Origin of the sequence: Empedobacter falsenii, assembly GCF_013488205.1 — a bacterium.
Lineage (GTDB): Bacteria > Bacteroidota > Bacteroidia > Flavobacteriales > Weeksellaceae > Empedobacter > Empedobacter falsenii_C.
The window spans coordinates 2617365-2637081 of sequence record NZ_CP040908.1 but is presented as its reverse complement, the minus strand read 5'-3'; the positions used below and the strand labels follow the sequence as shown (position 1 = coordinate 2637081).

Genomic DNA, 19717 nt, shown 5'->3' with positions numbered 1-19717 from the left:
AAAACCTCCAATTTGGAGGTTTTTTTTATGTTTTTATTAGTCTTACTTCATACAAATCCTTGCGTCTGTCTTTCATCGTTTTTACAGTTCCATACTCATGCAACTCTTTTAGAAGATAAAGATCAACATCAGAAATCAGTACCATTTCTGTATTCGGAGTTGCTTCTGCTTTAACTCCATTGTTTGGAAAAGAGAAATCTGAAGGTGTGAAAACTGCCGATTGTGAATATTGAATATCCATATTATTCACACGCGGTAAATTTCCCACAGAGCCTGCAATAGCCACATAACACTCATTTTCTATTGCACGAGCTTGCGCACAACTTCTTACACGAGTATAGCCATTCTGTGTATCTGTCATAAACGGAACAAACAATATTTCCATACCTTGATCGGCTAAAATACGGCTCAATTCAGGAAATTCGACATCATAACAAATTAGCAAACCTACTTTTCCGCAGTCGGTATCAAAAACTTTTATTTCGTCACCACCATTCAATGCGTAATATTTGAACTCGTTTGGTGTAATATGTATTTTACTATACGAATCTAATTTCCCCGAACGATGACATAAAAATGACGTATTATACAGTTTTCCTTCCTTCAGATGTGGCATCGAACCTGATATAATATTGACATTATATGTAATTGCAAATTCTTGAATTTTCTTTACAATATCATCTGTCATTGTAGCTAATTGATGCATCGCCTCAATCTCTTTCAAGTGATTATACGGACTCATCAATGGTGAATTGAAAAATTCTGGAAACATGATAAAGTCAGAGCCATAGTCGCTCACCGCACTTACGAAAAACTCAATTTGATCATAAAAATCTTGTAAACCATTAAACAAACGCATCTGCCATTGTACCAAACCAAGACGAATAGTACGTTTTGTAGGCGAATTAGATTTCAATTCAGGTTCGTAATAGATATTATTCCATTCTAATAAAGTGGCATATTCTAAGGATTCTTTATCATCTTTCAGATAATTTTTCAAGATTTTTTTGACATTAAAATCATTCGAAATCTGAAAAGCTAAAGTTGAATCAAAAATCTCTTTACTTTTTACTTTTTCTATATATTGTCTAGGAGATAATTCTTGCGAATATTTATGATAATTTGGAATACGACCTCCTGCAACAATTGATTTTAGATTCATTTCTTCACAAAGCGCTTTACGTTCATCATATAAACGTCTTCCTAAGCGCAATTGTCGATAATTTGGATGAACAAAAACTTCAATTCCATACATTACATCACCTTCTGGATCATGTTTTAAAAATTTACCATTAGATGTTATCGTATCATAATTGGATTCGATGTTCGTTTTTTTCGAATTAACCACAATACTCAATGCCGAAGCAACAACTTTTCCATCCACTTCAACACAAAGTTGACCTTGCGGAAAAATAGCTAATAATTCTTTAATTTCGTCGACAGTCCAAGTTCCAAGCTGATTGTGATAGGCTTCTTTTGTAGATTCAGTCAAATCACTATAATCTTCAAGAGTCAAATTTCTGACCTGAATATTCATTTTATTTAGATTTAGATTATGTTTGAATTTAGCAAATATTAATCCAATAAACAATTTTAAAAAATAAATTTAGACCTATCTTCGTATAGACTAATAAGCATGAAATGAAAGATGTAAAAATAGAGTTTAGAAAGCCTATTTATCCTGTGAGTGACGAATTAAATCATTATTTAGAGAAATATCATCGCAAAACAAAAGCGAGTGTAGAATATGATGATTTGATGCGTTTTTCGGGTTGTGTAGCATTGGAAGATAAGGAAGGAAATGATACGCATTGGTTAGGTGTTTATTATACCGACTCGGAACATCAGGAAATACAAGATAGTCTAAACAGAATTTACACCTACTTACATTCAGACGGAGATGAGGAGTCTTTGCCTTATCTTGTTGTTGATTCTATTGATTATTGTACGTTCGGAAATTCGAAACCTTTTCGTATTCGGGTTCGTAATATTTTGAATGATAATTATACCAATTTTTACATCAAAAAAGCAGATGCTTCGCGTATTTATGGTTTAGAATTAGAAGATATTTTGTCTCCACATCGAATCAATTTTTTGGTCTACAAAAATACATTGATTGAAGAGCATATTTTAGGAATTCCAGGAGATGTTTTTATCAAAAATTATTTGGATAAATGTAATGATTTAGAGAAAAATCAGATTGCAAAAGAGTTTGTAAAGTTCAATGAACGCTGTTTTATTGGTCTTTTAGGTGATATGCGATCGTATAATTATGTGGTGATTCCAATTCACGATTTTGATCAAGTTATCTATAGAATTCGACCAATAGATTTCGATCAACAATGTTATGAAGGAAATTTAAAAATTTATCGACCACAGTATTTCAAAGAAAATAAAATTATGGTTGATTTGGTGAATAATCGCTTGAAACCAAATTCTGTCGATCAATATAGAAAAGAAGTAAAATCCTTGATTTCGAAAAGAATTTCGAATAGTTCGAAACGTTTTCGTGATTTAATGAAAATCATGAAAAATGATCATATTTCTAAACCAGAAAATGTTGCACAATTACGAACTGGTTTTGCAAAGTTTTATAAAGATCAATCTTACGAAAATTGTGAAAGAATGGGTGAAGTTCTATATAAAGCAATTGCGAATAGTTTGGAACAGATAAAATAAGAAAAGCTTCTCAAAAATAGAGAAGCTTTCTTTTTTGATATAATTTAGAAATTAGTTTTTTAATAACTGCTTTCTGAAACGTAAAGCAACCAATCCTGCCCCTATTACCAATAATGGTAAATAATCATCGATTGGTGCTGGATCAGCATCTTCAACATCTGTTCCACCACCACCGGTTCCTGGTCTAGCAGAACTTTCATTTTGATTAGTTGATTCAAAGAACGAAATCTTATTTTCTTGAGCAGATAGACCTATTGAACAATGCAAAACTCCTGCAACTAAGATAATTTGTTTTATATTTTTCATATTGTACTATTTTATTAGATGTTAAATTATTTGTTTACAACTTTTTGAGTCTTAACTTTTCCGTCTTCAGTCAGAACTTTTATAACTAAAATTCCTTTTGCAGAAGATTCAACTTGGTAAACACTTGCACGAATGTTATTTTTCACAAATATTTTTCTTCCTTGAATATCATACAACTCTACCGAAGAAATTTTATTTTGTTTTGCATCCACTACAATTGTATTGTTTTTAGTATAAACAATAACATTTTCTTTTGACAATTCATCTGTACCTAATGTTTTATTTGTATACACAAGTTCAAAACGAGTATCAAATATTCCTGCTTTAGAAGTGAATGAATAAGCTGATTCTGATAAGTTATGTACTTGATTTAACTCTTTATCTCTTAAATAAACAATCTGTCCTTTTTCAAACAACCCATCAGCTTTCTCTATATTGATTGTGTAATTTCCTTGCTCTAAAGTTTCAAAACCTAATTTTACGACATCATCAGTTTTAAAAGGTAAGCTGCGTCCTTGGATTGCATATGCTTCATTATTAATCAATGAGTAGATTGCTGAAGATCCTCTTTGCATCACTTTTGCATCAATTTGATTATCCGCATCGTTTGTAGCTCCATCCATATAAGCTAATAAAATTTGGCTAATTGTTTTACTTTCTTTTGATAAACTTAACCAAATTCTGTTTTTCTCTGCAATTGAATTTTTATAGAAAAATGCATCTTGCGAAGTTCTCATTGTATTGTTAAAATTAACTGTAGGTGTAGCTTGAGAAAGTCCTACGATAAATCCTTGTCCAACAGAAATGTTTGACAAATCAGGAATAACACCACCTACAACGTTGAATGCGGCATAATTATTTGCATATTCTGAAGAACCAACAGGGAATTGATGTGTCCAGAAATATAATGAATTAACATTCTCATTTGCTAATAAGAATTTTTCCACATTAATGTTAGAAGCATAAGGGTTACCAACTAAATTGTATCCATTTGCTGTAAATTGAACAGGAACTGTTATATCTCCATTGAACGGAACACCTAAAAATGCACCATTATGAATTGTATTTTGCCCTGTTGGTAAAGTGTTTTTAACACGGATAGAAACCCCTTTACCTGGTTCAAATAATTTTGAGTCTGTATCTGAAGTTAAAATCTGAGTAAATTCATCTGTTGTTTCATTATATGTCCAAAAACGATTGTATAATGTTTCCGGAGAGAATGAACGTATAGTTTGTTGCGATGCTTCCTGCTGAACCGGAGAAGACCAGAACGTCATATCATTACGAACCATCGATTTACTATCGCGGTTAACTGTAATTGCTCCTGAGTTAGCAACGTTTTGATTTTGGATTAAATTACCACCATTTTCTACAACTAATCCTGTAAGACCAGCTTGATTGTCGATCTTCCCATCAACGATTAAACGAGCACCTGACTTTACGACAACTGAACCTCCAGCATCTGAAACTGTAAACGTTTTAGCTTCTAATTGCGTATCAACTGTTACTTTACCTTTGATGATTACATCTTTTGTAAGATCCGGTGTTCCGTTAGACCATGCAGTTCCGTCCCATGTTGTAGAATTATTACTAGAAGAACATTGGATTCTCACATTATCAATAAATGCTCTTTTCGCTGATGTTTCTAATTTTAAAGTAGAACCTGCTACAACATTTTCAAAACTTACAGTTACATTTTCAAAAGCATCACCCATTTTTGCTGTATAAGGTATATTTTTAGTTTCTGTTCCGAATGTAACATTTATACTACCTTCAACAGATGTCCAACCTTTTACGTCAAAAGAAACTGTAACATTCCCTGAAATTTGGTCTAATTTTTTTGACGTTATTGATCCTTTATTAGAGCTAGAACCTATTCTTACAGCATCGCCAGCTTGAAAAGCTTGAACTAATGAAGTGAAGTTTTCATTTCCATTCCAAACTGTTGCGGATCCATTTGAACTTATATTATCTCCTTTCAATCCAGTAAAATTCTCTTCAAAACAATAAGTGGCATTAGGATCATTTGAATTTACATTAAAAGTCGTCGTATAATCATTAAAATTATTTCCTCCAATTGCCGTAGCTGTAATTGTTGTAGAACCAATACCATCAAAAGATAATGTATTTCCATTTGCAGAAACAATAGAATTATCTGCAGATGTATATACTATATTTTGCCCTTGATCTGTTTTCGTTGGTAAATCTGAGAAAGTAGTTCCTTTATTTTGAGAAATACTAACAAAAGCATGGTTTACTGTTTGGTTAGCTTTAGCTATCTCGAATGTAATATTAGCAGGAGATGACGTACCTATCATATTTGTTGCAGTAACTTGTGCGATAAAAGTACCTGCTTGTTTTGGAGTTCCTGAGAAAACACCTTTGTCAAAAGAAATTCCTGTCGGTAAAACACCTGTTTGAGTCCAAAAAGTAGGATTATTAGTAGCTGTTATTGTGCCATCAGTTAATAACACACCATATGTACCTATAATCGTTTTAGAATTTACTACAGGAGCTTCTGTAATTTCTGGTCCTTTTGTCCAAGAAATATTATCTAAAGTAATTTGTGGTCCTGCATTTCTAAACGCTATAACAGAAGAGCTTGTTTTATTTATATCTACTTCGTAATGATAAATCGTATTATCGGTTTGTGCTGTACCAAATGTAGGAGAAGTAAAAACAACATTTCCATCTACAAGAATTTCTATTTTTCTAGTATTAGTTCCAGCCGTATAAGCTTTTCTTACATCAAAAGATAGTTTACCAATACCATTAGAAATTGTAGTTTCTAGTTTATTTCCTGAACTTTGAAATAAAATTCCTTTATTCGTGATTGGATAAGTAGCTTCATTTCTCGCATTTGTATAATTCCATACAATTCCAGCTGTTTCTCCACTAAAGCTTCCGTTAGCATAAGAATCTGTTAATTTTGTTTGAGACTCAAAAGTTTCAGAACCTTGTCCAAAGGCAAATCCTGATAACAATAAAGTTAGCAAGGATGATCTAAAGTAAAATTTTTTCATAAATAAAATGTTTTTTTTAGTTGTTCAAAAATAGTGTTAATTTTTATAATCAACATTAATATAATATTAACAAAAATAAAACAATTAATTTATTTAGCTATTTTTAAACGAATAGATTACAAAGAAAATCCACTAACTAAAAAGCTAGTGGATTAATTTTAAATAAAGGGAAAAAATACTATTAATAGTATGTATATCTTCTAACACCCGCAATGTGTTTCGCTAAACGCATTACTTGGTGGCTATATCCATATTCGTTATCGTACCAAACGTACATCACAACATTTTTACCATCTGCAGAAACAATTGTTGCATTACTATCAAAGATAGATGGAGCAGTAGTTCCAACGATATCCGAAGAGACTAATTCATTGTTCAACGAATATTTAATTTGCTCTACTAATTCTCCGTTCAATGCAGCATCTTTCATGATGTTGTTTACATTTTCAACAGATGTGTCTTTACCAACTTCTAAATTCAAGACAACCAAAGATCCATTTGGAACTGGAACACGAATTGCATTCGAAGTTAATTTACCTGTTAAACTTGGTAAAGCCTTCGCAACTGCGCTACCAGCACCAGTTTCAGTAATTACCATATTCAAAGCAGCAGCACGTCCACGACGGTATTTTTTGTGCATATTATCAACCAAATTTTGGTCATTTGTATACGCATGAATAGTTTCTAAATGTCCTTTTACAACACCTAAATTATCTTCAACAACTTTCAAAATAGGCGTAATTGCATTTGTTGTACAAGAAGCAGCTGAGAAAATATTTACATTTTCTGGGCTATATTCTTCATGATTAACACCGTAAACAATATTCGGAACACCTTTTCCTGGCGCTGTTAATAAAACTTTATCAGCACCAACAGATTTTAAATGACGAGATAACGCTTCTTCATCTTTAAAAACACCTGTGTTATCAATAATTAAAGCATTATTAATTCCGTAAGCAGTATAATCAATATCTTCTGGTTGAGCTGCAGAAATCATGTAAACAGAAACTCCGTTGATGATTAACGCATTATTTTCGTGATCAGCTACAACGTTTCCATCAAAATCACCATGAACAGAATCATGACGTAACAAAGAAGCTCTTTTTTCTAACAAAACAGGATCGTTTTTATCACGTGTTACAACAGCGCGTAATCTTAATTGTTGACCTTTTCCCATTTGAGAAGCCAACTCACGAGCTAATAAACGTCCGATACGACCAAAACCGTATAAAACAACGTCTTTTGGTTCAACACTTTTTACATTTTTGCTTGCACCTAATTTCTCTTCAACGAAAGCTTCTGCCGAAGCGTAATTCCCAGAAATATATTCTTTAGCTAATTTTCCAACATCAAGTCTAGAAGCTGGTAATTTAGCTTCAGAAATAGCTTTAGCAATCGCTAATGTATCGTCGATAGCAATCTTTTTTTCTACAAATTCCTCAGCATACTGATGTAGATTTACGATGTCACTAACGTTTTTATCAACTAATTGATTACGGAAAATTACCAATTCAACAGATTGATCATACCATAAATCTGAAACAATTTTAATGAATTCTACAACCTTTTTGCTCATTTCATTGAAAGATGCAAGTTGTTGATCATAAGAAGAGCGGTTCATTTAATAAATGTTTATTTGTGTTTATTTACTTAATTCTTGGCAAAAGTAATCAATTATAACGATTTCGTACATTTTTTTTGCAAAAACTAATTATTGTCATAAAAAAGCAACTATTCCTACGAAAATACTAAAATATAGAAAAAAAATAAATTTTTAGTGAGAAATTTTAAATTTTACGAATACTAATAAATAGCTATTAACCATTGTTTTATTGTTTTATTTGAATTGAATTTTATTTTACGAAAAGGTTTTCGTAAAATAATTGTTAAAAAGTTTTATTTGCAAATTCGAAAAAGCGTTCTATATTTGCACTCGCAATACCGCAATAAACTGCGTTATTGGAGAGTTGGCAGAGTGGTCGAATGCGGCAGTCTTGAAAACTGTTGAGGGTCACACCTCCGGGGGTTCGAATCCCTCACTCTCCGCTGAAAGGGATTCTATGATTTAGAATCTCTTTTTTTGTATAAATAAGTAAGTTTTCTTCCTTTCTTGCTGTCACATTTATTAAGTCGAAGAATAAGAAGAAAATCGTTTTAAAACGTCTAACTTCTCGATACAATTTTCTACATTACATTTCGAAAATCACTCGAAGTGACGGTTATTTAATATCTTCTGAACAGGGGTACTGAATTTCAGTTACTGAAAGTCTACCGAAGTATCGAAGTGAGGAACTGAATCCTTTAATTTTCTAACCACAATAGAAACATAGGTTTTATAAAGTTTTGCGGACTTTGTCATTCTGAGCTTGTCGAAGAATCTTTATGTCACTTTTTTTATTCATTGAATATCTATTTTGATTATCGGTATTCATATGTCCTTAGGGGAAGCTTATCCAAAAAAAACATGAATAACAAGATTCCTCATTCCGTTATCACTCTTTTAGAATGACAGTCACCTATTATCTTCGATGTCTGCTGAATGAATCGAAGTGATCGAGAAATCTCTTTCTTTCATTTTTTATTCATGACCTATATTATTTTATGAACATTGAATTCATATGCCCTTAGGGGAAGCTCATCCAAAAAAACATTTGAAATTAAAAGGAGGAGCCATGTTATGGCTCAGGTATTTTAAATAAATTATTTCCATAAAGTAGGCAACTCGCTTTGTTCAAACACTCCAACTTTTTATTCCAATAATTTAGAGTTGAATCGCATTTAGATTCTAAATCGTCGGTTTTTTTTTAATTCCTTTTTCAATATTCAAATTCATTTTAACAATGATTCTTAAAATCCGTCATTACTGAAGAGTCGAGTGTTAATTCGGCGTAGTGAGCGTCAAAAATGATTTATGTTCACATTTTATATGTGAATGATCTAAAGCATTTAGCGAGTAGTCGTTATAGACCGACTTGTAAGTATGGACTTGACTTTTTTGGTTCGTTTTTGTGTCAAGACAAAAATGAACATATAATTATTAATCAACTTGTAACAATTTTTACCTAAGCTCCACTGGAGCTTCTCCTTTTAATTTCAAATTCTTAATCTCAAATGTTTTTGCGTCAAGGTAAAAATGAATGAAATATAGTTTTGAAAAACGAGAATAATCTTTCTATCACTTTTTTATGAGCAAAAAAGTAATCAAAAAACTCTTAGCTGTAAACCTCTCGGCTAAAAATGTTCTCATTCCACTAAAGATTTTAAAAACCCTACGGGCTAAAACCTTTTTTACGTTTCATTCAAACATTTTCTTAACGTGTGAGTTTTAATGCCGTTTTTTTAATTCTTTTTCAATATTCAAATTCACTTTTAACAATGAGTTTGTAGATCGTCATTACTGTAAATAAGAATTTTAAAGCCGACATACGATTTGCAGACGAGCTTCAATCCATTGAAACGAGCGTTAAAAAGATTAGTGAGCGATAGCGAGTCATTTAATATTTTTAGTGAGTAAAATGAAGATTGAACGTCGAAAATCGCAGTCTTGACGTTTTTGGTTCGTTTTTGTGTCAAGACAAAAATGAACGTAATAAAATAATGAACTACTAATTATCTTCATATTATCATAAATTATATTCAGAATAACATCTCGCTGTCATTCTGAGCTTGTCTCAGAATCGCATCCAATATGCCATTTCGAGATATCGAGAAATCTTTTGTCACTTTTTTTAGTCAAAAAAACTAACGAAAAAAGACTTGGCTGTAAACCTCTCGACTAAAAATGTTCTCATTTCACTAAAGATTTTAAAAACCCTACGGGCTAAAACCTTTTTTACGTTGCATTCAACCATTTTCTTAACGTGTGAGTTTTAATGCCGTTTTCTTAATTCTTTTTCAATATTCAAATTCACTTTTAACAATGAATAAATAAAGTAATTAGTGAGTAATTGTTATTTATCGTCTAAGTCTTCGATACAACGTTTTACAAACGTCACTCTGACTGACGATAAAAAGAAGCTGAAATGAAATCAGTTTGACAAATTACATCTCACATCTATTATCTCAAATCTCACATCTCCTACTAATACTGATAAGAGCTTTTAATTTATAATGTGATGCGTTCTAAAAATCGTCTTCAATAATTTCCTGCACACGTCCAATTTGTCCATCCGTCAAACGCACTTTTATACCATGATGATGATAAGGCGAAGAAGTCAATAAATCTTTCACGATACCCTCAGTCAATTCGCCAGTTCGTTGATCCTTTTTCAATACAATATTAACCAGCATACCAGGTTTTATATTTGCTCTTGTTTTACCATCCATATTACAAATATCTTAAAATAAATGGAAAAGATATTCATTCTGTTGTAAAGGAAATTAAAAAATACATTCATCTGGAAGGTAATAATGAAATTGTAGTTGTATTTGATCCTCTTTTTCAATAAAAATTAAAATTTAGATTTTTTGAAAGCGTTTTTTTGCTTTTACGTGAAACCATAATTTATTGTGAGATAGTTTTTTGATATTTGATAAAATAGTATAAAACTAAAAATAATGACAAGAATAATTTTACAAAATGACAATATAAATCTTGATACCAGCAAAAAGTCAACAATTACCGCAGGTTTTATTAGTGATAGAGATATTTTAAGAAAGCGATCAAAAAAATACATGGATTTGATAGCTGGACTTGATGCAAAAACCCTGACAGAAACAAAAGGAATGGAGGAGTTAATGAATTGTATACAAGAAGAGTTTGGTACAGCCGAATTAGCGAGTTTGCCCCTGGGTATAGTTTCTAAATGTTTTCTTGGACATCCTTATGAAGTACATACACTTGATTTGATTGGTAATCAAATTATTAAACATTACAAAAGTAATGAAATAATGGAGGGTGATTTTGAAAAAGCTAGAACAGTAGCTATGCATAATGCTTATGCAATGGTTGAGGTTTATACTGACAAAATGATCTTAATTCGCGAAGACGGAACAGCATCTAAATTATAAATTTAATAAACACGTATAAATATGTCACAACAGGTAATATCATATGCAGACCTATCTATTATTAATAGTGCTTTACGGTCAATTAGTAGTGATCTTTCAGGCGTACATTCCGAATTAGGAACACTTAATTTTAAACAAGATCAATTAGAAAGTGAATTAGTGAAACTTGCTGAGGCTTTTGCAGATTTTGTTGCAGCAGATATTAAACATAAAGCTTTGCAACTTGCTGAAACACGACAAGGTAACTTGAAACAAGATTTACAGATTAAATTTGGTTATTATGCAGATGTACGAAGAATGGCAACTGGAATTTTACAAGGTGTGGATACAGGTGTTGTGAGTGATGATACATTAAAATTTACAACCGAAGAGGTGATGATAAAAGCACCAGGTTACTGGTTAGCACCCGCTTTAGTAGCGTTAGCAGCTTGGGTAAGAAGTGATAGAGGTACAAATGAAAAAGCATTGAATGAGGCATTAAAAAGAGATGATTATAAAACAACACTTTTCTTTATGCTAATTATGAGGAGGCTTGCAAGAAATGAAGCGAGTATGAAATGGTTAGAACGCTATTTTATGCATCAAAATCCACATCATTTGGACAGAGAATTTATCGTTATTCTTGAGGCTGTAACAACCGGTGTATTTCCTCCTGCTGCAAGACAATTAATGATAACAAATGTAAAAAATTGGTTAGATCAGCTTACGCAAGGAGATACGTATATTAACGAGCAAAAATCACAATGGGTAGCATTCTTCGAAGCTAAAGGTTCTTTACCAGAAGGTAAATATCCTTTATTAGAGAAGTTTTCAACCAATTGGGATCTTTTAGAAAATTCTTTGAAAGAAGCTAAAACACATGATATTTTAAATACTCATTTTAATGACATCGTATCTTCTTCAGCAGATTTTTCAAAAAGTGTTAAAGTTCAATTAGATGAGATTCTTTCTTTATTGGTAACAAACTTTGATGATGAAGAATTGCCATTGCAAGAAGAAGTTAGATTGAATCAACTTATCATTCAAATGCATGGAGATAAAACAGCTGCGCAAGCAATGATGAATGCTGAAAAACATATTTTCGATGAAAAGGTTGACTTTTTACAACTTCTAACAAACGCATCGTTTAATCCTGAATTGGCTGGGGCAACAAAAGTTACTCAAGCACTAGCTGTTTCGATAAGTCAACCTTGGATAATTGAAGCTCACGATACATTTACTGCACAAAGTAGAAGTAAAATTCCACAACTAGTTGAACTTAATATAGACGATTTCAAAACAACTACTAAAGATGGTAGTAATGAAAATGAACTTATAGAAGAGCAAGAAATCTTTTATAAGAATATGTTAGATGCTAAACTTCGTGAACTTTCATTTCCTTTTGCTGGTGTATTGATTGGAGCATTTATTTGTATACTAGGTTTTTGGGCTTTTAGTTTGCATCCTATAGCGGGTATAGTTGGACTTGGTATTGGAGCAGTTTTGATATGGAATGCTCTAAATAGTCATAAGAAAAAGAAAAAAAGAATAATAGAGAATATCGAAGAACGTAAGCAAAAAGCAAAAGAAGTTTTAAGAGGATGTATAGCTGAAACAGTTGATTACAGAAAAGAACATACAATGGAAGATAGAAATGCAGAAAAAGTAAGAGAGCTTTTACAATCAATTATTCCCGAAGATTTCTCGAGCATATCAAAAGAAACGGCAAGAAATATTATTTAACATTTTAAACTTAGATTGATGAATAAAATTATTTTAGGTGACAATACCAATGAAAACCCAATAACTAATCAAGAGAATAATATCGAACAAAAGAAAGAAAGCAGTGTGACTAATCCGAAACCAAATTTGTTTCAGGGAAGAACAGAAGCTGAAAAAGGAAATTCTAAATTTCCTGATTGGGATATAGTTCCGCCAAACCAATTTATAAATCCACGAATCAAACCGCAATAATGGTAGGGCTAACAACATATTCGGACTGGGTTAAACTATTGGATGAATTCGGGAATGGAAATGATACGGTTTTCGAAGACTTGAGTAATGGAAGTTTTACCGTAGATGCTGGAACAGTTTCACGTTTTTATTCAAGAGTAGAAGAAGCTTATAAAAAACGTAAACAATCTTGGCTTGATCAATTTCACCGTTCATTTCAATTTCAAAATTTTAAAACTATGAATGACTTTGAAATTGCTTTGAGAAATGGAAAGCAAAATTTATACCCATTAAATAAATTCGTAGGATTAAAAGGTTTTCCTGAAAATTTACAAAAAACACTAAAGAAAGATCTTGAAGACTTTGTAAATGAAATTAAACAATCTTTAAAAGATAATGTTTCAAAAAATTCTAATGGTAAAGAACAAATGTTAATTATGTTGAATGCATTTTATTTGAGTGAATTACCAGAAGAAATTAAATCTGAAAACAAAAAGAGTAAAGAGATAACAAATACATTAATACCACCAACAGGTAGAAAGATACTATTTTAATATGGCAAATAAAACAGAGTTCAAAACTTCGCTTTTACGAATGTTTCGAGCAAGAATACCTTTTATCTCAATTAGAAGTATAGAAAGAGCACGGGTTTTAGAAGTTATTCAACAATTAGCAGAAGAAATTAATATACCAATTTATGTCCATAGTTTATCTCATGGTACAATGGATATAAAATCAAAGAAGAGTGTAAATGAAGATCGTTCTGTAGCAGGAGGTTTAGATTATGCCGTACAAAATATTTCGCAAAGACAGAATTTAACTTTTGTATTTACAGAAGTTAGTGATGTAGAAGATGATAATTTAGTTTCGAGACATATCTACGATTGTATTGTACAGGCAATAGAAAGAGGAGGAAGTATTTGCTTGATTACGACTAAGAGTATTTGGCCTCAGTTGCAACGTTTGGGAATGACTATAACGCTTGATCCGCCTAATGAAGAAGAAATGCTAGAAGTGGTTAAAGAATGTGTTATTCCTTACAAAGGATCTATACCGCTAGAATGGGAAGAAACAGAATATAGAATGGCTGCATCTATTTTAGCTAATATGACAAAGATTGAAGCAGAAAATGTATTGGCAACTCAAATGGCAAAAGGATCTTTGACAAAAGATGATATCAAAGAGTTGAGTAATGCAAAGGATAAGTTATTTAGTGATATATCTGGATTAGAAAAAGTGAAGCTTGATCCTTCTACTTTATCAGTAGCTGGTCTTAGTGGACTCCAAAGCTGGCTTGATAATCAAAAGCAATTATTAACAGCTGATTTAAAAGCTAGAAAGATGAGACCTCCGCGTGGTGTATTATTAGTTGGTGTACCTGGTTGTGGAAAATCATTATCAGCAAAATTTATTGCTGCAAATTGGAATTTACCTTTATATCGACTTGATCTTGCAGCAATACAAGGACAATATTTAGGACAATCTGAAAATAGATTAAAAGAAGCATTGGCTTCTGCAGATAATGCGGCACCTTGTATTTTATGGATTGATGAGATAGAAAAGGGGCTTTCTGGTGCTACTGGCGCTAATGATGGAGGAACTTCAACTCGAATGGTTGGACAATTCTTATTTTGGCTTCAGGAAAGTATGGCAAAAGTATTTGTAGTTTCAACGGCAAATGACGTTTCTAAATTACCTCCCGAACTTTTACGTAGAGGACGTTTTGATGAATTATTTTTTGTTGATCTACCAGGAGAAGCTGAACGAATGGATATTATTAATTTATACATAAAACGTAATCTTTTAAATCAACCATCTGCTGAGACTCTCAATCAACTTGTTGAAATTTCAGAAGGATTTGCAGGATCAGATATTGAGGGTGCAGTAAGAGATGTAGCAATACAGGCTGTTATCCATGGGGATGAGATAGTAGATGATACACTTTTTGAAAAATGTTTTAAAAATATAGTTCCATTGAGTAAAACAGCTCCTGAAAAAATTGAATCAATTAGAAATTGGGGTAGAGAAAGAGCTGTACCTGCTTCTGGAGTTTCATGGGGAACCTCTCCATACGATAAAGGAATTGGTAAACGTTCTATTATTATTTAAGCTTATTTATTTTTATCAATTTAGAGATACACATTTTTCTATATTGAAGGAAAGAAATCAATAACCTCGTTTAAATATTTTTAAATGAGGTTTTTCGTTTTTACATGTAATCGTAATTTATTGTGAGATGGTTTTTTTTATATTTATAGGAATATTATATAAAATAAGGATGTCAATAGTATTTTCAGAAACATTTATATTAAACTTAGTTAATTGATATATTAGCGAAAATATATCGAATTATCGTCAAACTATGAAATTTATAAAAGGTTGCCTTCTTACGTTACTAATTTTTATTACTGCAATAACCTCTCTGATTTATTTTTACAATCTTAGATTATCAAAAGAACTAATTAAAGAAAACGAAAAACCTAAAAATTCTTTACTTGCATACAAAGACAAAATGTCTGAAAGAAATAAATTAATACTTAATTCTAATGTTTCTGATAGTCTAAAAGTTTTAGCAAAAAAATCGGATTCAATCATCAAAAATTCTAATAAAATAAATGATAATTTATGGACAGAATACAAGATTAATCAGAAACTTTATGATGATAAAAAGTTCAAAAAATTAAATGAAGAATTGCAAGAAAAATATAATCAATATAACTCAGATGCACAGGAATTTAATTTTCGCTGGCTTTTATTTCCTTTAAATATTGTTTTATCTAACAATAACCTTAGAAGTTATGATAATATGTATACAATTGATTATGGAATAGATAATTCCGAAAATATGATAAAACGTAAAAAAGTTGACCATTGGATTGAAACTGGAGAAGTAATAAACTAGAAACCTTTTACTGACAAGTGGAACTACTGTACAAGTATAAAAAAACGTTAGCTGTATTTATAAAATTAAAATCACTGAACCTTAAAAATGCTATTTTCAATTAAGAAAATTCTATCAATATTATTGATCATATTTTTTATCTCTTTCTTTATAGAATCTCCGTTCAGAAAAGGAGGAATTTCTCTAAAATCACAATTATTATTAATAGGTCTAACTTTTGGATTATCGCTAATCTACTCAATTCAAACACAAAATAAAGAATTTAGTCAAATTCAAAAGTTCGTTAAATTCCTATCAGTTGTTTTATCTACCGGAATTGGTTTAGCTATAAGTACGATAATAAGTCATGATTATTTAGAGAAATTGTATGGTTTGGATTTTCAACTATATTTAAATGAAACAATTTCAACTATTTCATTTTTAACCATAGCATTTTTGATATCAGCACTACAAATAGAAATATTAAATAAGATACTTAAAAGTTATAACTACAATTAACTGCGCGATTTTAATTTTAGGCACAATCTCTTTAGAATTAATTTTATAGTTTTTGCTTTTACGTGAAACCATAATTTATTGTGGGATGGTTATAGTATGTTTGAGGATAATTGTAAGAAGTAATGATATGTTTTTAGGAAACTTGACTATATTTTACGTCGTAAAAATAATAGTAGTTGTATTCTAAATAAACACTCTAAAATTATATTATGTACATTTTCTCTGAATATTTTTCTGAGTTTATAAAGTCTTATAAATCTAAAACTGAATTACCAAAAGGATTTACGCTTATTTAGATACAATCCACAACACTTTTATAATGTTAGTTATAAAAGAAATATATTTCACGCCAAAAAATTCTAAACTTCTTCAAAAAATATTTTTTACAAGAAGTTAAATGTTAACAATTTGGCTTGATTTAATTAAATACACTAAAAATATTATTAGAATAAATATTCATTTTAAAAATATTTTCCTGAATTAATGCGCTACTATGTTATGCATATGTCGTAAAACTACTACATATTCGATTGTAAACGTTTAAAAACGGTTAATTAAAATATCTGTTTCTAATTTAGTCCTAGATAAAAATTAAAATAAATCAATCTTAAAATTTACAACTATGGCTAACAATTCAAGAGGAGTCTTAAAATTCAACGGAGGTGAGGATCAAAAAATCATCAAATTAGATTATCAAGTTTCAAGAACTACTGATGTTTCGGGGCGTGTAGCTTCTGATCCATCTAACGCTTTAATTAAAGTGACGGTAGAAGCAACTGAAAGTTCTACGATTTTGGAAAGTTTATTAAACGGAAAATATAAACCAACTGTTGGTGATATTACGTTTAATAAAGCACACGAAGAAGGTGTTTTAATCAACTTGAAGTGGGAAAACGGTTACGTTATTCAACACGAATTAAATTTTGATGCATTAAACGACAACAATATGTTAATTTCATTTGTAGTGAGTGCAGAGAAAATCGATTACGGAACAGCTTCTTACGACGGTGTTTGGCCTTCAGCTCGATAATTTATTTCAATCGAAAATCGCATAAGTTTACTAACCAACCAACTTATGAAAATTTGAAACTCTTGGTGCGATGCGAAGGCTGCATCAGGAGTTTTTTGTTTGTAAATGAGATGTTTTAACAAAAAATTAATGCATTCTCATTCCTTAATTGTATAATTTTAAGCTAAATACCTAAACTCTATTACTATGTTTCAAGATGATAAACTTCCAAAAAATAAACCATCTGTTGATCCATCTAAACTAAAAGATGATGCAATAAATGCTTTGGACAACAAAATAACGTCGCAAGTTGATGCTAAAATTGCAAAAGTAACGGATGGAAAATTGAATCAATCGTTTGAAAAAACACAAGATTATTCGAAAATGTTCATGAATCAACCGATTGTTCCCAATGCGAAAACGTATGTGGACAAGGATTTATGGGGAAATCAACCTACTTCAAAAATATACAATGCGAAAACAATTCCTGAACATGATATACTGGGAATTAATCGTGTTGTAAAGCTTAGTTTGGTGATTGAAGGTGAAATAATCAATTTTTTCAAACATTTCAAATTGGTTCAAAGTGCAAAAAAACACCATGAATTTTCGCTAGAATTAGCGCATGATGTATTGGGTGATGCAGAGAATTACCGCTTGGAGAATGCACAGAAATTTTTAGGAAAAAGATTAACTGCAATTTTTAGATACAGCGGAGTTGAGGATAGTCCAGAACGTGTTTTTGTTGGTGTCATTACCGAAGTTGGTTTTGTACAAGAACAAGGGAGTTTAGGAAATATTCTGTTAACAGGTTATAGCCCAACAATTTTGCTAGATGCAGCTCCTCACACTCAAAGTTTTGGTGGAACAGATTCAATCAGTCTAAATAGTATTGCAGATCAAGTGATCAAACAAGGGATAAGCAAAAGTAAATTTGATTACCGCATTGCAGCAAAATATGGGAGTATTACCTATTCTACGCAATATGAAGAGACCCATTATAATTATTTGGCGAGAATGGCAGAAGCTTATGGTGAGCAGTTTTTTTATGATGGAGAGGTCTTACATTTTGGAGAACTTCCGCCTCAACAGAAACCAATTACTTTAACATACGGAAGTAGCGTAAATGATATAAAAGTGAATATGCGTGCCCAACATATTAATCCTTCATTTTATGGCTATAATAGTAGTAAAAATGAAAAATTAACGACAGGAACTTCACAAATTAGACATACTTCTGATATTGCAAAACGAGCTTACTCTATTTCAGAACAAACGTTTAAAACACCCTCGCTACGTGTTGCCCCAATCAAAGCAGCGACTTTCTTAGATATTAGTGCTTCTCAAAAAGGGACAGCTGGTAGTAAGGCAGTTGATGTTTTTGTGACGTCTGGTACCACGACGATTCCATTTTTATATCCAGGTTGTATTGCAGATATCGAAATGCGTCAAACAGATACAAATAGAACCTCTTATTTTACTAAATTAATGATAACCGAAACGACACACGAAGTTGATGCACGTGGTTATTACAACGGAACTTTTGAGGCGATTGCTGCGGATACAGGATTTTTACCTCGTCCAGAATTTAAGATGCCGAGAGCCGAAATTCAAGTAGCGAAAGTAACTTCGAATACTGATCCTAAAAATCAAGGACGTGTACAGGTGCAATTTGATTGGCAAAATGGCTATGATAAATCAGAGTTTATTCGTGTGATGACACCTGATGCTGGAGGAAGTGATAAAGTAAAAACAAACCGTGGCTTTATGGCTATTCCAGAAGTTGGTGATCAAGTAATGGTTGCTTTTCAACATCATCATCCTGATCGTCCTTTCGTAATGGGTGGTATGTTCCATGGAAAAGTTGGCGGCGGCGGTGGTCAAGGAAATAATGTGAAAAGTTTGAGTAGTAAAAGTGGTAACATTATTTGTCTAAACGATGGAGCAGGTATCGAAATTAAAGATAAAGCAGGTAATCATGTTACTTTAAGTGGAACAGGAAATTTAACGACTGAAATAAGTGCTGATTGTACTGATAATATAGGTGGAAATCAAACTATAAATATTACAAGTGCAAATAGAATTAACATTGGTACAAATAGTGTTGAAAATGTTGGAGAAAAAGGAACTTCAACTTTTGCAAGTAGTTCGGGATATTATTATGTTAAGAGTGAAACCGCAACTTTATTAAAATCAGGTGAAGGTTCCATTATATTAACAAAAGATGGAATCATTAAAATAAAAGGAAAAGCAATTATTATAGAAGGTACTGATCTTGTAAGTATTAATGGAAAAGGAGCGAAAGCATTATTTAGTACATCTACAACAATTTCAGGAAGTCAAGTTGATATAAATTAA

General features: G+C 31.5%; 14 protein-coding genes and 1 tRNA gene. 10 read left to right on the top strand and 5 right to left on the bottom strand.

Translation table 11 applies throughout. The annotated features are described in order from the left end of the window. Positions 1 to 25 precede the first annotated feature (25 nt). Positions 26 to 1537, bottom strand: coding sequence for a carbon-nitrogen hydrolase family protein (locus FH779_RS12250; protein ID WP_180904916.1), 1512 nt, complete (start codon positions 1535 to 1537; stop codon positions 26 to 28). A gap of 104 nt (positions 1538 to 1641) precedes the next feature. Between FH779_RS12250 and FH779_RS12245 the strand changes: the two genes are divergently transcribed. After that, a complete protein-coding gene (locus FH779_RS12245; protein WP_180904915.1) occupies positions 1642 to 2679 on the top strand; it encodes a hypothetical protein in 1038 nt (345 codons plus the stop codon). A gap of 51 nt (positions 2680 to 2730) precedes the next feature. On the opposite strand, the gene FH779_RS12240 is transcribed toward FH779_RS12245, so the two are convergent. The 3 genes from FH779_RS12240 to FH779_RS12230 all read right to left on the bottom strand — a co-directional run bounded on the left by FH779_RS12240 (position 2731) and on the right by FH779_RS12230 (position 7629). Next, a complete protein-coding gene (locus FH779_RS12240; RefSeq protein ID WP_180904914.1) occupies positions 2731 to 2985 on the bottom strand; it encodes a hypothetical protein in 255 nt (84 codons plus the stop codon). A 26-nt stretch (positions 2986 to 3011) separates the two neighbouring features. After that, a complete protein-coding gene (locus FH779_RS12235; RefSeq protein ID WP_180904913.1) occupies positions 3012 to 6008 on the bottom strand; it encodes a T9SS type A sorting domain-containing protein in 2997 nt (998 codons plus the stop codon). 181 nt (positions 6009 to 6189) lie between these two features. Continuing rightward, entirely contained in the window at positions 6190 to 7629 is a 1440-nt protein-coding gene (locus FH779_RS12230) for a glyceraldehyde-3-phosphate dehydrogenase (protein ID WP_180904912.1), read from the bottom strand. A gap of 340 nt (positions 7630 to 7969) precedes the next feature. Between FH779_RS12230 and FH779_RS12225 the strand changes: the two genes are divergently transcribed. After that, positions 7970 to 8054 (top strand) — tRNA-Ser (locus FH779_RS12225). 2076 nt (positions 8055 to 10130) lie between these two features. Here the strand turns inward: FH779_RS12225 and FH779_RS12220 are convergent. Beyond that, positions 10131 to 10334 (bottom strand): YwbE family protein, encoded by a 204-nt coding sequence (locus FH779_RS12220; protein ID WP_180904911.1) that lies wholly within the window; start codon positions 10332 to 10334, stop codon positions 10131 to 10133. A gap of 231 nt (positions 10335 to 10565) precedes the next feature. Between FH779_RS12220 and FH779_RS12215 the strand changes: the two genes are divergently transcribed. From FH779_RS12215 to FH779_RS12180, 8 genes are all read left to right on the top strand, one after another. Continuing rightward, a complete protein-coding gene (locus FH779_RS12215) occupies positions 10566 to 11018 on the top strand; it encodes a hypothetical protein (protein WP_180904910.1) in 453 nt (150 codons plus the stop codon). 21 nt (positions 11019 to 11039) lie between these two features. Then, a complete protein-coding gene (locus FH779_RS12210) occupies positions 11040 to 12740 on the top strand; it encodes a hypothetical protein (protein ID WP_180904909.1) in 1701 nt (566 codons plus the stop codon). Between the two features lie 18 nt (positions 12741 to 12758). Continuing rightward, positions 12759 to 12971, top strand: a complete 213-nt coding sequence (locus FH779_RS12205; protein ID WP_180904908.1) for a hypothetical protein — start codon at positions 12759 to 12761, stop codon at positions 12969 to 12971. Next, complete coding sequence (locus tag FH779_RS12200) at positions 12971 to 13504, top strand: hypothetical protein (RefSeq protein WP_180904907.1); 534 nt, start codon at positions 12971 to 12973, stop codon at positions 13502 to 13504. Before FH779_RS12205 ends, FH779_RS12200 begins: the two co-directional genes overlap by 1 nt. Position 13505: 1 nt before the next feature. After that, complete coding sequence (locus FH779_RS12195; protein WP_180904906.1) at positions 13506 to 15059, top strand: ATP-binding protein; 1554 nt, start codon at positions 13506 to 13508, stop codon at positions 15057 to 15059. Between the two features lie 253 nt (positions 15060 to 15312). Beyond that, positions 15313 to 15852 carry a hypothetical protein gene (locus FH779_RS12190; protein WP_180904905.1) on the top strand — a complete coding sequence of 180 codons (540 nt, stop codon included), beginning with the start codon at positions 15313 to 15315 and terminating at the stop codon, positions 15850 to 15852. 1120 nt (positions 15853 to 16972) lie between these two features. After that, positions 16973 to 17380: a type VI secretion system tube protein TssD gene (gene tssD / locus FH779_RS12185; protein ID WP_180904904.1), complete on the top strand. Its 408-nt coding sequence runs from the start codon at positions 16973 to 16975 to the stop codon at positions 17378 to 17380. Positions 17381 to 17566: 186 nt separating this feature from the next. Then, a complete protein-coding gene (locus tag FH779_RS12180) occupies positions 17567 to 19717 on the top strand; it encodes a type VI secretion system Vgr family protein (protein WP_180904903.1) in 2151 nt (716 codons plus the stop codon).